12 protein-coding genes are annotated in these 14,089 nt (G+C 31.3%); 11 read left to right on the top strand and 1 reads right to left on the bottom strand.

Features of this window, described 5'->3' with window-relative positions:
- Positions 1-1,704, top strand: coding sequence for a two-component system histidine kinase PnpS (gene pnpS, locus ACWJJ7_RS03400; RefSeq protein ID WP_462963941.1), 1,704 nt, complete (start codon positions 1-3; stop codon positions 1,702-1,704).
- Between the two features lie 57 nt (positions 1,705-1,761).
- Here the strand turns inward: pnpS and ACWJJ7_RS03395 are convergent, their stop codons facing one another.
- Complete coding sequence (locus ACWJJ7_RS03395; RefSeq protein WP_462961899.1) at positions 1,762-3,084, bottom strand: IS3 family transposase; 1,323 nt, start codon at positions 3,082-3,084, stop codon at positions 1,762-1,764.
- Between the two features lie 252 nt (positions 3,085-3,336).
- Between ACWJJ7_RS03395 and ACWJJ7_RS03390 the strand changes: the two genes are divergently transcribed.
- The 10 genes from ACWJJ7_RS03390 (at position 3,337) to spoIVA (ending at position 14,064) form a co-directional block, all read left to right on the top strand.
- Positions 3,337-4,224, top strand: coding sequence for a phosphate ABC transporter substrate-binding protein (locus tag ACWJJ7_RS03390; protein ID WP_462963940.1), 888 nt, complete (start codon positions 3,337-3,339; stop codon positions 4,222-4,224).
- A 118-nt stretch (positions 4,225-4,342) separates the two neighbouring features.
- Positions 4,343-5,254, top strand: coding sequence for a phosphate ABC transporter permease subunit PstC (pstC, locus tag ACWJJ7_RS03385; protein ID WP_462963939.1), 912 nt, complete (start codon positions 4,343-4,345; stop codon positions 5,252-5,254).
- A complete protein-coding gene (gene pstA, locus ACWJJ7_RS03380; protein WP_462963938.1) occupies positions 5,254-6,141 on the top strand; it encodes a phosphate ABC transporter permease PstA in 888 nt (295 codons plus the stop codon). The genes pstC and pstA overlap by 1 nt, the downstream gene beginning before the upstream one ends.
- Positions 6,142-6,153: 12 nt before the next feature.
- Positions 6,154-6,906, top strand: coding sequence for a phosphate ABC transporter ATP-binding protein PstB (gene pstB / locus ACWJJ7_RS03375; protein WP_462963937.1), 753 nt, complete (start codon positions 6,154-6,156; stop codon positions 6,904-6,906).
- A 23-nt stretch (positions 6,907-6,929) separates the two neighbouring features.
- Positions 6,930-7,586: a phosphate signaling complex protein PhoU gene (gene phoU, locus ACWJJ7_RS03370; RefSeq protein ID WP_462963936.1), complete on the top strand. Its 657-nt coding sequence runs from the start codon at positions 6,930-6,932 to the stop codon at positions 7,584-7,586.
- 65 nt (positions 7,587-7,651) lie between these two features.
- Positions 7,652-8,476, top strand: a complete 825-nt coding sequence (locus ACWJJ7_RS03365) for a substrate-binding domain-containing protein (protein ID WP_462963935.1) — start codon at positions 7,652-7,654, stop codon at positions 8,474-8,476.
- 315 nt (positions 8,477-8,791) lie between these two features.
- Positions 8,792-10,129, top strand: coding sequence for a DUF512 domain-containing protein (locus ACWJJ7_RS03360; RefSeq protein ID WP_462963934.1), 1,338 nt, complete (start codon positions 8,792-8,794; stop codon positions 10,127-10,129).
- Positions 10,129-11,445 (top strand): ribosome biogenesis GTPase Der, encoded by a 1,317-nt coding sequence (gene der / locus ACWJJ7_RS03355; RefSeq protein WP_462963933.1) that lies wholly within the window; start codon positions 10,129-10,131, stop codon positions 11,443-11,445. Before ACWJJ7_RS03360 ends, der begins: the two co-directional genes overlap by 1 nt.
- Position 11,446: 1 nt before the next feature.
- Positions 11,447-12,439 (top strand): NAD(P)H-dependent glycerol-3-phosphate dehydrogenase, encoded by a 993-nt coding sequence (locus ACWJJ7_RS03350; protein ID WP_462963932.1) that lies wholly within the window; start codon positions 11,447-11,449, stop codon positions 12,437-12,439.
- A gap of 146 nt (positions 12,440-12,585) precedes the next feature.
- A complete protein-coding gene (gene spoIVA / locus ACWJJ7_RS03345; protein ID WP_462963931.1) occupies positions 12,586-14,064 on the top strand; it encodes a stage IV sporulation protein A in 1,479 nt (492 codons plus the stop codon).
- The last annotated feature ends 25 nt before the right edge of the window (positions 14,065-14,089 follow it).

Raw genomic sequence — 14,089 nt, 5'->3', positions numbered from 1 at the left:
ATGAAAAAAAAATTACTTATATATTTGTTAAGCACTGTGATTTTTATATTTGTGGTAGTAACTGCATTATTCACGTCTATTTTTAATTATGAATACCAGCAGAATTTAAAAGGGAAGCTTCAAATGAATAACAATATGATTATTAGATTATTGCAAAGTAATAATTTAAGAGACCCTAAGAAATTTTTTATGGAGAACTTAGAAAGTTCGCAGCTAAGAGTTACCTACGTTGATAAGAATGGTAAAGTTATTTATGATTCAAATGTAAGCGGGGAAACTATGGATAACCATAATGATAGGCAAGAAATAATAGACGCAAGAAAAAGTGGCAGTGGATTTACAGTGAGATATAGTAAATCTACTGATCATAATATGATGTATTTTGCAACTACTTTTGGTGATGGATTTATTATTAGAAGTTCTATGCCTCTTGAAATTGTAAATGGATTAGGTAGTAAATATTTTAAGCTTTACATCTTAGCCATAATTTTTTCAGCAATAATGTCAATTTGGTTTTCTCTAAAACTATCCCATATTATAGTAAAACCAATTACCGACTTGATTTTTATTACTTCAAGAATTAGTAAGGGCGAATTTCATAGAAGAGCTAGGATATTATCAGATGGTGAAATAGGACAACTAGCTAAGAATTTTAATGAGATGGCGGATAAACTAGAGTCTACATTGAATGAAGTTACAGACAAGCAAAACAGGCTAGAGGCTATTTTGCAAAGTATGGATAGTGGAGTCATTGCTGTAGATAGAAAAAATAAAGTTATAATGATTAATCCATATGCTAAAAAAACATTTGGAATTACTAAAGATATTATAGGACAAAATCTCCTGGATAATATAAGGGATTTTGAATTAGAAAATATCTTCCACCAAAGTGATAATGATTATAAAGAAATAAAGATAGTTTGGCCACAAGAAAGAGAGCTTAGAATAAAAACTACAGATATAATTAACAGAAGCGAACATATAGGCACTGTGGCAGTTGTTCAAGATATTACAGAAGTGAAACAATTGGAAAATATGAGAACACAATTCGTTGCTAATGTTTCTCATGAACTTAAAACACCTTTAACATCTATTAAAGGGTTTGCAGAAACTCTAAAATATGTTGATGATGCTGACACAAAGGAAAAATTTTTAAATATAATCAATGAAGAAGCTGAAAGATTAACTAGATTAAGTACAGATATTTTAACACTTTCACATATAGAACAACAAAAGGAAATTAAAAATGAAAAAATTGACATTAATAAAATTGTAGAAGATGTCTACAACTTAATGAAAAACATAGCAGAATTAAAAGGAATCCAGTTATCAGTTGAGCAGCAGGACGTAAAAGCAATAATAGGTGATGCTGATAGGTTTAAACAAATGTTAATTAACTTAGTAGATAATGCAATAAACTACTCAGAAACAGGAGATAGTGTTAGTATTGGAATGGAGAGCAAAGATGATAGATGCATTCTATGGGTTAAGGACACTGGGTTTGGAATAGCTAAAGAACAAATTCCACGCATATTTGAGAGGTTTTACAGAGTGGATAAGGCTCGTTCTAGATCAAAAGGTGGCACAGGATTAGGACTTGCTATTGTTAAGCATATAGTACTTAAATTAAATGGAAAAATATATGTGGAAAGTCAGCTAGGATTAGGTAGTAAATTTATAGTTGAAATTCCGTACGTTAAATAAAAATAAAGCTATCGCGTTATTTAAAATGGATCCTATGTCAAGGACATTTAAAAAAGACTATGCAACTAAAAGTTGATTTCTGTATTGTACAGGAGTCAACTTTTTTAATCCCCATTGATATCTATAGTTGTTATAATAATCCATATAATTATCAATTAGATTCTGTAAATCAGTAAATGTATCACAACTTTTATAGTCAATCTCATCCTTCATATGACCAAAAAATGATTCTTGTGGGGCATTGTCCCAACAGTTTCCTCTTCTAGACATTGACTGTCCAAGTTTATATTTTTTAAGTAGTTTTTGAAATTTGGGACTGGTATAATGAGCCCCTTGATCAGAATGTATAAACGATTCTGAAGTCAATAATTTCTTATGACGTCTAATTAATCTTTCAATCGTTTCCGTTGCAATATCTAATGTAATGCGCTTAGACAGGTGGTATGAAAGTATTTCGTTTGTAGAAGCATCTTTAATTGTTGATAAATAAGCCATACAAGAAGCTCCATATGGCATATAAGTGATATCCGTTAACAAAACCTTTCCAGCTATGTCCTGTTTGAATTTTCTATTTAAAAGATTTGGTACAACAGTATGTTCTCGAGTTGCTTTCATCATCCTACGATAAGGATTTGCTTTCCTAATTGGACATTTGATATTATATTTACGCATAATTCTTTGAATACATTTTCTATTAATAATTAAATTGAACTCTTGCTCGAGTACCATCTTAATAGAACGTGAACCCTTCTTGTAACCCCTATGTTCAAATGCCTTAAGAACTATTTTCCTTAATTGTAAATCTCTTTGTTCTCGAATATTACGTGTAGATTCTGATTTTAGGTAATTATAATAACCTGATCTTGATACTCCAATTACACCACATAGATGTCTAATCATATTTTTATATTTAGATTTAGAGAGAATGTTCTGAATAAGTGCAAAAATTGAAGAGATCCTTAAACTACCGTTTTTCACCTGCCTTTCTTGCAGCTCGATTTTTTTTAATAGTTCTGCTTCTGCCTTCCAGTATTCAATCTCAGCATCTTTTCTTGTGATTATTTCTTCTAGGGTTAATTCACGTTTAAGTGGGCGTCCACTGCTGAATTTTCTAGTATCTCTAAGGCCTAATTCGCCAGATTCCTTATAAGCCTTGCGCCACCTCTTACTAGAAGACTTGATTCTAGTATTACCAAGTGTTTCTATATCGAACCCTGCATCTTGAAAAATCTGAGACGATAATTTCCCCATTATATGCTCAGCTACAAATAAGGATTTGAACTCATCTGTATATGTAATTCCTTTTTCACTAACTCGTTTAATATATCTGTTTTTTGAGAGCGCTAAAATTTGTTCATTAGTAAATACTTTTTTACTCATAATGCTCACAACCTTTCTAATTTAATTGTACAAAAAAAAATCCCATATGAATAGACTTTTTTAGTGTCTATCATATAGGATCCATTTTAATTATCGTGATAGCTTTATTTTTATTCATTGTAAAGTTTAATTAACATTAGCTAAACTTTAGTTAACTTTGGCTTAATACAAAGTTAACTTTCAGGGTATAATATTATAAGTGTAATGAATAGTTAATAAAACAATCTAAATAAATGAACGGGGGAATTATCAATGAAAAGAAATAACTTGAAATTGATGGTGGCTGCACTAGCAGTTGCAATGACAGCAGGCATTTTCACGGGTTGTTCAAGTAAAACTTCGCCTAAAACTGAATTTAAAAAATCTGAATTATCAGGGTCAATAACAGCGGCAGGATCAACTGCACTTCAGCCTTTGGCTGAATTAGCTGCTAAAGGTTTCCTAGATAAAAACCCGGAAGCAACTGTAAATGTTCAAGGTGGTGGAAGTGGTACCGGACTTAAATTAGTATTGGAGGGTAGTGCAGAAATAGGGAATTCAGATATATATGCAAAAGATAAAGAAGGAATTGACGCAGCTGCATTAAAAGATAATAAGGTATGTGTTATAGGAATTGCAGCAGTAACAAATCCAAAATCTAAGGTTGAATCTTTAACAAAGGCGCAATTAATAGACATATTTACAGGTAAGATAAAAAACTGGAAAGAAGTTGGCGGAGCTGACATGAAAATCACTGTTATAAATAGACCAAAATCTTCAGGGACTAGAGTAACATTTAAAGAATTTGGTTTGGATAAGAAGGAAGAAGCAACTGGTTTAACTCAGGATTCAAGTGGGCAAGTTAAACAATCAGTTAAACAAACGGACGGAGCAATAAGTTACTTAGCATTATCCTATTTCGCTGATACAGTTAACAAAGAAGGATTAACCATATTAAAAATTGATGGTGTTGAACCAAATGCACAAAATATAATCACAGATAAATATAAAATTTGGGCATATGAACATATGTACACCAAAGGTGAACCTAAAGAAATAACAAAAGCATACTTGGATTATATGGTAAGTGATGAAATGAAAGCAGGAATAACAAAATTAGGATATATTCCAATGGCAGATATGAAGGCTACGAGAGAGTAAAGTCTTTTAAGGGCTGGGTAAAACCAGTCTTTATTTTACATTAAAACATAACATTCTCAGTTGTAACATTAACGACTTCATAAATGTCGTTAAAATAATTTTTTTGAGGTAGATTGATATGAAAAAAAATGATATGAAAAAAATATATTTAAAACTTAAAAATGAATATTTAGGACGTGGATTTGCAACAGTTTGTGGTGCTGTTATAGTTATTCTTACTTTTTCAATCATATTTTTCCTAACGACTAAAGGTTTAAATACCTTTATAAAGCACGGATACTCAATATTTCACTTTATATTCTCTGGAAATTGGAATCCGGAGGGGGGTGGAGAATTTTTATCTCCTCAATTTGGAACTTTGATATTTATTCTTGGGTCTTCAGCAGTGTCTTTTCTTGCAGTGCTAGTAAGTGCACCAATAGGGGTAGCTTTAGCAGTGTTTATGAATGTAATTTCACCAAAAATTGGCACAAAGGTTCTTCAACCTGCCATAGAGTTATTTGTGGGAATACCTTCAGTTGTTTATGGTTGGATAGGTGTAAGTGTTTTAGTACCTATTATTAAGCTTTGGTTCGGAGGAATTGGTTTTAGTTTGCTTGCAGGAGTATTAGTTATAAGCGTAATGATTTTACCAACAATCACAAGTATTGCGTCCGATGCTATAAAAACCATACCCAAAGATTATATAGAGGCATCTTATGGCCTTGGAGCAACTAGATGGCAAACTATAATTAAAGTAATTATTCCAGCAGCTAAAAGTGGAATATTAACAGGAATAGTACTCGGAGTTTCAAGAGCATTTGGAGAAGCACTAGCAGTGCAAATGGTTATAGGAAACTCAGTTACATTCCCTAAGGGGTTACTCGGAACTACATCTACATTAACAAGCATACTTACTATGGATATGGCAAATACAATATATGGTACAGCTTGGAATGATGCGTTATGGTCAATGGCACTATTATTACTAATAATATCCTTTGTATTTATACTTATAATTAGAAAACTTGGGAAAAGAGGTGAGGTATAATGAGTTCTAAAGTTAAAGATAAATTAGCAACCATAGTTTTATATATAATTTCTGCTTTAGTAATTCTTTTACTCGTAAGCCTCATAGGTTATATACTATATAATGGAAGACAGTCATTGAATTTAAACTTTATATTTGGTGAACCAAAAATTGGTGAAGCCGGTGGAGGGATTGGACGTCAATTATATAACTCGTTGCATCTGCTTGTAGTAACACTTATAATTACAATACCACTAGGTGTAGGGGCTGGAATATATTTAGCTGAATACGCAAAAGAAGGCAAGCTATTAAATGTTATTAGATTGAGTATTGAAACTATGGCATCGCTACCATCTATAGTAGTTGGCCTATTTGGACTTTTAGTGTTTGTTAATATGTCAGGATGGGGATATTCTCTTATTTCTGGAGCATTAGCTATAACTATAATAAATCTACCAGGACTTACTAGAGTTAGTGAAAACGCTATTAAAGCCGCTTCTTTTGGTGTTAAAGAAGCAAGCTTAGGATTAGGTGCAACTAGATGGCAGACTATTAAAAATGTTATATTGCCATCTGCAATGCCTCAAATTCTAACAGGTGTTATACTAGCATCGGGAAGAATATTTGGAGAAGCAGCGGCATTACTGTATACTGCAGGTATGAGTGCACCAACTTTAAATTTTACTAATTTAAGTTTAACCAGTAAAGCTTCAGCTTATAGTTTATTAAGGCCTGCTGAAACCTTGTCTGTATATATATGGAAGTTAAATTCTGAAGGAATGGTACCTGATGCTACTAAGATAGCAAATGGAGCTTCAGCAGTTTTAATAATTGCAGTGCTTATATTTAACGTATCTGCAAGAATAATTGGGAAAAAATTATATGAATTTCATACAGGAAGTAAATAAGGAGGGTACAATATGGGAATTGTTATAGCAAAGAATTTAAATCTATATTATGGGAACGTTCAAGCACTAAAAAATGTAAACATAAATATAGAGAAAAATTCGGTTACTGCACTTATAGGACCATCAGGTTGTGGTAAATCGACATTTTTACGTACTATAAACAGAATGAATGATTTAATAGATGCTGTTAAAATAGATGGAGAAGTATTTTACGAAAATAAAAATATATACAAATCAGATTATGATGTTATAGATTTAAGAAAAAAAATAGGAATGGTATTCCAAAAGCCTAATCCTTTCCCTATGTCAATATACGATAATGTGGCTTATGGACCCAGAATTCATGGTCTAACTAATAAGAAACAGCTTGATAAAGTTGTAGAGAATAGTTTAAAGGGAGCTGCACTTTGGAATGAAGTAAAAGATAGGCTTAAAAAGAGTGCACTAGGATTATCTGGTGGACAACAGCAACGTTTATGCATAGCTAGAACTTTGGCTGTAGAACCTGAAGTTTTACTGATGGATGAACCAACTTCTGCATTAGACCCTATTTCAACTTTAAAGGTTGAAGAATTAATGGATGTTCTCAAAAAAAAGTATACAGTTATAATTGTTACGCATAATATGCAACAAGCAGGTAGAATATCTGATTATACAGCATTTTTCTTAAATGGAGAAATCGTTGAGAATGGGAAAACGGAGGGGATATTTTACAAACCTCAAGATAAAAGAACAGAGGATTATATTACAGGAAGATTTGGCTAAAATATAATAAGGAAGGTGATTTTATGGCAAGAAAAGTATTTGAAGCAAATCTTCAAGAGCTTCATAACGATTTAATTAGAATGGGAAGCCTAGTAGAAAAACAAATTTATGACTGCATCGATGCCTTAGTTACTCAAAACACCGAAAAAGCTGAAAAAATAATGAAGAATGATGACATAGTTGATGAAATGGAGCGAGACATAGAAGATAAAGCAATAAAATTAATCGCCATGCAGCAGCCTTTAGCAATAGATTTAAGAAATATTTTCACCATGACAAAAATAGTAACGGACCTTGAGAGAATGGCTGATTATGCTGTTGATGTTGCTAAAATTACATTAAGATTAAAAGATGAAAAATATGTAAAGCAACTAATAAGTATACCTAAAATGGCTGAAATAGTAGTGCTTATGATAAGAGATTCCTTGGATGCCTATGTGGCGGGAGATGTTGAAAAGGCTTATGCTGTTTGCAAACGAGATGATGAGGTAGATGCTATATATAAAGAAGTATTTAGAGAGCTTCTACAATTAATGATTGAAGATCAAAATAAAGTAAATCAAGCTAATCAATTTATATTTATTTGTAAGTGGCTAGAAAGAATTGCGGATCATACAACAAACATATGTGAATGGACAATTTATTTAGTTACTGGTGAAAAAATTAATTTAAACGAATAGTTTTTAGAGAAAATACAAAAACTACAATAAACATAAATTTAAAATATTGTAGTGGAGTTGTGATTATGAAGAAAAAAAAACTAAAAACTTTTTTAATATTTTTTTCCATTAGTATGATAATGCTAAGTACAGGATGTAAAAAAGGTGCAGAATCCAAAGAAAAACAGCCCAAAAGTATTAAAATAATTTGTGAAGACACAGTTTTGCCTATGGTAAATGATTTAGCACGTGATTATAATTTAAATAATGATCATGCAGTTATTGTGGAATCTGCTGAGAAAGAAAGCGCTTTTAATAAATTAGATAATTCTGAAGGGGATGTATTAATTGGATATGTCCAGCCAGATAAGAAGAAAATTGAGACTGACATGCTGGCTTGTGATGGGATAGGTATTATTGTTAATACTAGCAATAAAGTAAATGGTGTGGGAACTCAGGAATTAAAAAAAATATATACTGGAAATATAGTAAACTGGGAAAAATTAAATGGTGAATCAAAAACAATAGTACCTGTAGCATATAAAAATATGTTAAATTCAGCCCAGCAGGAATTTAACATAAAAATAATGGATACTCCTGTAAAAGAACAAATGAGTAATAGCACTCAATATGTATCAAGTGTTGAAGAAATGAAAAATTTTGTTGCTCAGAATAAAAATTCTATAGGTTTTATACCTGGACAGTGGTATAATAAAGAAAGTAAATTTTTAAAATTAAGTGGTATTGAGATTACTAAATCAAATTTGCAAAATGAACTTTATTTTCTAAGAATCCCAATAAAAATGTATTATTCTAAAGAAAAAGAAGATAGTTTAAAGGATCTTTTTCAGTATTTTAAAAGTGAAGATGGTAGGAAAATTATAAGAAAATATTGCATAGAAGCATTTTAATACCTCCTTCTTAGGAGGTATTTTTATTCTGTAGTAAATTACATATCAGTTTTAAATCCATTAGTATAAGGTAGCTAAAAAACCGCAAAATGAGCGAAATATGCTTTTTTTCTTCTTTTAACGACTAATAGCGTTGACTTAGGTATTTAATTAATGTAATATAACTTAATGGAATACTATAATTTATTACTTAACTAATTTCTTATTATAAATTTAATATTATATATTTAAATGTGTGATTTAATCTTAATATAATATTTCTAATTCCTCATAAAACCTTTTAGATGAAAGGTTATGGTTGAGCAGGAGGTAAAAATGAAAAACCAAATAGCTAAGATACTTCCAGGAAGTATCGCAGAAGAAATTGAATTAGAAGTAGGAGATAGATTAATTAGTATAAATGGCAATTACGTAGTAGACATTATAGACTACAAATTTTTAATTACAGATGAACTTCTTGAAATTGAAATTGAAAAGGTAGACGGTGAAATTTGGGAGATTGAATTTGAAAAGGAATATGATGAAGATTTAGGAATCCAATTTGTTGATGCTATTTTGGATAAACCAATGAGCTGTCATAATAAATGTATATTTTGTTTTATTGACCAATTGCCAGAAGGAATGAGAGAAACTTTGTATTTTAAAGATGATGATTCAAGATTATCGTTTTTTCAAGGTAATTTTGTAACTTTAACTAATATGAAGGAAGAGGACATAGATAGAATTATTCGATACAAGATAAGCCCTATTAATGTATCGGTTCACACTACTGATCCAGAGCTTAGAAAGATAATGTTGAACAATAAATTTGCTGGAAATGTGTATGATAGGTTAAAAAGGCTGGCTGAAGCGGGTATTAAAATTAATTGTCAAGTGGTTTCTTGTCCAGGTATTAATAATGGAGAAGAGCTTATAAAAACCATTGAGGATTTATATAAACTTTATCCTAGCATAGAAAATTTAGCAGTTGTTCCAGTTGGAATAACAAAGTATCGAAAAGGCTTATTTAATTTAACATTGTATGATAAAAATACTGCAGCAGAGGAAATAGAAAGTGTAAAGCGATTACAAGAAAAATATATTAGTGAAATAGGCTCACCTTTTATAAGATTGTCTGATGAATTCTATGTTGTAGCACATATTGATGTACCACAAGAGGAGTTTTATGATGGGTATGATCAATTAGAAGATGGCATTGGTATGATTAGACTACTTAGAAGTGTTATTGATAAAGATGTAGCAGATCTAAAGCCAAATAATAAGGGAAGCTTTACATTCGTAACAGGGCATTCAGCTTATACAGAAATATTAAAGGTAGCTGAGAAAATTACTGCATGTAATAACAAAATAAAAACTGATGTTAAAAAAATAGATAACATTTTTTTTGGAGAAACTATTACAGTAGCGGGTCTTTTAACAGGAAGCGACATAATTAAGCAGCTAAGGGATGAAAAGCTAGGGGATTATTTAATAATTCCTAGCAATATGCTAAAAAAAGGATATGAACTAGGAAGCTATGAGCAGCAAATATTCTTAGATAATATTACGATAAGTGATTTAGAAAAAAGCTTAAATACAAAAATTTTAATATGCGATTATTCAGGAGAAGATTTAATCCATATAATAAACCAAAATAGTCGGGAGGAAGAATAATGGCAAAACCAATCGTAGCAATAGTAGGGAGACCCAATGTAGGAAAATCTACATTATTTAATAAGTTAGCAGGTAAAAGAATTTCAATAGTTGATGATAAACCAGGTGTAACAAGAGACAGAGTATATGCAGATGCAGATTGGCTTAGACACAATTTCACATTAATTGATACAGGCGGTATCGAAATTGAAAGTCAAGATATTATTTTAGCTCAAATGAGAAGACAGGCACAAATAGCTATAGAAACAGCAGATGTTATAATATTTATTGTAGATGGTAAACAAGGACTTACAGGTGCGGATACTGAAGTAGCACAGATGCTTAGACAAAGCAAAAAAGCGATAGTACTCGTAGTAAATAAAATAGACCATCTTGAACTAGAAGCTAATGCCTTTGAATTCTATAATTTAGGTATAGGGACTCCTATAGCTATTTCTGCAACTCAAGCCCTTGGAATTGGAGATATGCTAGATGAAGTAGTAGCCCATTTTGAAAGTGTTTATTCAAACACAGAAGATGAAGAATATATTCAAGTTGCAGTGGTAGGTAAGCCGAATGTTGGTAAATCATCGCTTATAAATAAAATAATTGGAGAAGAAAGAAATATAGTAACTGATATTGCAGGTACTACAAGAGATGCTATTGATAGTAAAATAGAAACTGAAGAAGGTAAATTTATTCTTATAGATACTGCAGGAATAAGAAGAAAAAGTAAAGTAGAAGAAGGAATTGAAAGGTATAGTGTTATTAGATCATTAGCTGCTGTTGAGAGAGCTGATGTAGTTATACTTATTCTTGATGCCACGGATGAATTAAGTGATCAAGATGAGAAAATTATAGGTTATGCTCATGAGATGAAAAAAGCAATTTTTGTTATAGTGAATAAATGGGATCTTATTGAAAAAGATACAAAAACTATGCTTGAATATAAACAAAAATTGCAAGCAGGATTAAATTTCATGACATATGCACCTTATTTATTTATATCCGCTAAAACAGGCCAAAGAGTTCATAAGGTATTAAAAACAGTAAAAGAAAGTTATGAGAATTATTCAAAAAGAATTTCTACAGGGATACTTAATGAAGTTGTAAATAAGGCTGTACTTATGAAAGAACCTCCAACAGTGGCAAATAAAAGATTAAAAATATTCTACGTTACTCAAGTAGACTCTAAACCACCAACATTTGTATTCTTTGTAAATAATGAAAATTTACTACATTTTTCTTATCAAAGATATTTAGAAAATCAATTGAGAAATAGCTTTGAATTTATCGGAACAGGCATAAGACTTATATTTAGGGAAAGGAAGGAATAAAATGTCAAAAGTTGCTTTTTTAGGTGGTGGGAGTTTTGGTACTGCATTATCAATAATGCTTGCCAAAAAAGGTACGAACGTTAATATCTGGGATAGAAAGCTTAGTGTTATTGATGATATTAACATTAAGAGAGAAAACATTAAATATTTACCAGGCATTATCGTGCCAGCAGGAGTAACAGCATTTACGGACATAGAAAAGGTTATAAGTGATAGTGAGCTAATTGTATTAGCGGTGCCTTCACATGCAATAAGAGGCTTAAGTAAGATGATAGCACCACATTTAAAACAAAATCAAATTGTGGTTAGCATTGCAAAAGGAATCGAAGAGGGTTCAGCAAAAAGGATTTCAGAAGTTATAGAGGAAGAAATCGTAAGTAACCCTATAGTAATACTATCTGGTCCTAGTCACGCAGAAGAGGTTGCATTAGATATACCTACAACGGTAGTAGTTACATCTAAAAAAATGGAGTATGCCAGCATAGTGCAAGATGCATTTATGACTAGTAAATTTAGAATTTACACTAATGAAGATATTGTTGGTGTAGAGATAGGTGGAGCAGTTAAAAACATTATTGCACTAGCCGCAGGGGTATCTGATGGCATAGGCTACGGTGACAATGCTAAGGCTGCGCTTATGACAAGAGGAATGAGTGAAATTATACGAATAGGCACAAAGCTTGGAGGTAGAATTGAAACATTCTATGGCTTAACGGGTATGGGTGATCTTATAGTAACTTGCACTAGTATGCACAGTAGAAATAGAAGAGCTGGTATTTTGATTGGAAAGGGTGTTCCAATGGAAAAAGCATGCGAAGATATAGGAATGGTAGTAGAGGGTATAAAAGCTGTAAGAGCCTTCTATGAACTTAAAGAAAAAGAGCAGATCTCTATGCCTATTACGGATGTGTTATACAAAGTATTATTTGAAGGTAAAGACCCTAAATATGGAGTATACGAATTGATGTCAAGAAACAAAAAAGATGAGTTTTAAGAAAAAAATTAGTATAAAAAGACCAATTTTTTATTAAGAAGTTAATAAAAAATTGGTTTTTTTTATATATTTTTAATCTATAGTAATAATTCATTGATCTCTAAAATATATTTATAGTGATAATAATAAGTATTGGGAGGTATATCTTGGATAATTTTGATATATATAAAGATATAGCAGAGAGAACACAAGGGGATATTTATGTAGGTGTCGTGGGGCCTGTAAGGACTGGAAAATCAACATTTATAAAAAGATTTATGGAGCTTATGGTAATTCCTAACATAGAGAATCCTCATAAGAAAGAAAGAGCAAAAGATGAACTTCCTCAAAGCGGTTCAGGGAAATCGATTCATACTACTGAACCTAAATTTGTACCCAACGAGGCAGTTGAAATTGAGTTTGAAGGAGGTACTAAATTCAAAGTTAGGATGGTTGATTGTGTTGGGTATATTGTTAAAGGAGCGGTAGGATACGCTGAAGGAGAGACGCCTAAAATGGTGACAACCCCTTGGTATGACTACGAAATCCCATTTGAGGAAGCAGCAGAGATTGGAACAAAAAAGGTAATAAATGAGCATTCAACTATTGGTCTTTTAATTACTACAGATGGTTCTATCACAGGTATAGAAAGGGAAGAATATTTAGAAGCAGAAGGAAGGGTAGTTGATGAACTTAAATCCATTAATAAACCTTTCATAATGGTATTAAATTCTAAAAATGCAGATGCTCCTGAAACACAAGTTTTAGCAAGGGGATTAGAAGAAAAATATGATGTTCCAGTTCAAGTCATGGATGTTATAAATATGAAAGAGGAGGATATAGCTAATATATTTCAAAGAATTCTTAGAGAATTTCCAGTTAAAGAAATTAACATAGATATGCCAGAATGGATTGAAAACTTAAGTTCTAAGCATTGGGTAAAAATTAACTTTATGAAGTTCTTAAAAGATACGTGCAAAGATATTTTTAAAGTTAGGGATATAAATAAATCACTACTAAGCTTTAAAGAAGTTGATTTTTTAGACTCTGCAATACTTGATGAAATGAATATGGGAGAAGGTACTGCTAGAGTCAATATAATTCCTAAACACGAATTATTTTACAAAATACTTGGCGAAACTTGTGAGTGTGAAATAAAAGGAGAAAATGATTTATTAACATTAATGGGAGAATTCTCTAGAGCTAAAGTAGAATATGATAAAATTGCAGAGGCTTTAAAAGATGTTAAAGAAAAAGGCTATGGATTAGTTGCACCACAGCTTTCAGAAATGACCTTAGAAGAACCTGAAATTGTACAACATGGTGGTAGGTATGGAGTTAAATTAAAAGCATCTGCACCTTCTCTTCACTTTATTAAGGCAGATATACAAACAGAAATATCACCTATTATGGGTACAGAAAAGCAAAGCGAAGATTTCTATAAATCCATTGTAGAACAGTTTGAGAATGATAAATCTCAAATTTGGCAGAGTAATATGTTTGGTAAATCTTTAGAAGTGTTAGTTAAAGAAGGCCTTCAAAATAAATTATTTAAGATGCCTGATGACGTTCAAATAAAAATTCAAAAGACTCTACAAAGAATTATAAATGAGGGTAATGGGAGCTTAATATGCATTATATTATAATAATATTTTTAAGTATATAGTAGCT

It is taken from the genome of Clostridium sp. CM042 (genome assembly GCF_055080995.1).
The sequence above is the reverse complement of the archived record's forward strand: the minus strand, read 5'-3'. Positions and strand labels throughout refer to the sequence as shown.

Excerpts from the sequence above, each read along its gene's own strand:
- pnpS (WP_462963941.1), top strand. The coding sequence starts at position 1 with ATGAAAAAAAAATTACTTATATATTTGTTAAGCACTGTGATTTTTATA.
- ACWJJ7_RS03395 (WP_462961899.1), bottom strand. The coding sequence starts at position 3,084 with ATGAGTAAAAAAGTATTTACTAATGAACAAATTTTAGCGCTCTCAAAA.
- ACWJJ7_RS03390 (WP_462963940.1), top strand. The coding sequence starts at position 3,337 with ATGAAAAGAAATAACTTGAAATTGATGGTGGCTGCACTAGCAGTTGCA.
- pstC (WP_462963939.1), top strand. The coding sequence starts at position 4,343 with ATGAAAAAAAATGATATGAAAAAAATATATTTAAAACTTAAAAATGAA.
- pstA (WP_462963938.1), top strand. The coding sequence starts at position 5,254 with ATGAGTTCTAAAGTTAAAGATAAATTAGCAACCATAGTTTTATATATA.
- pstB (WP_462963937.1), top strand. The coding sequence starts at position 6,154 with ATGGGAATTGTTATAGCAAAGAATTTAAATCTATATTATGGGAACGTT.
- phoU (WP_462963936.1), top strand. The coding sequence starts at position 6,930 with ATGGCAAGAAAAGTATTTGAAGCAAATCTTCAAGAGCTTCATAACGAT.
- ACWJJ7_RS03365 (WP_462963935.1), top strand. The coding sequence starts at position 7,652 with ATGAAGAAAAAAAAACTAAAAACTTTTTTAATATTTTTTTCCATTAGT.
- ACWJJ7_RS03360 (WP_462963934.1), top strand. The coding sequence starts at position 8,792 with ATGAAAAACCAAATAGCTAAGATACTTCCAGGAAGTATCGCAGAAGAA.
- der (WP_462963933.1), top strand. The coding sequence starts at position 10,129 with ATGGCAAAACCAATCGTAGCAATAGTAGGGAGACCCAATGTAGGAAAA.
- ACWJJ7_RS03350 (WP_462963932.1), top strand. The coding sequence starts at position 11,447 with ATGTCAAAAGTTGCTTTTTTAGGTGGTGGGAGTTTTGGTACTGCATTA.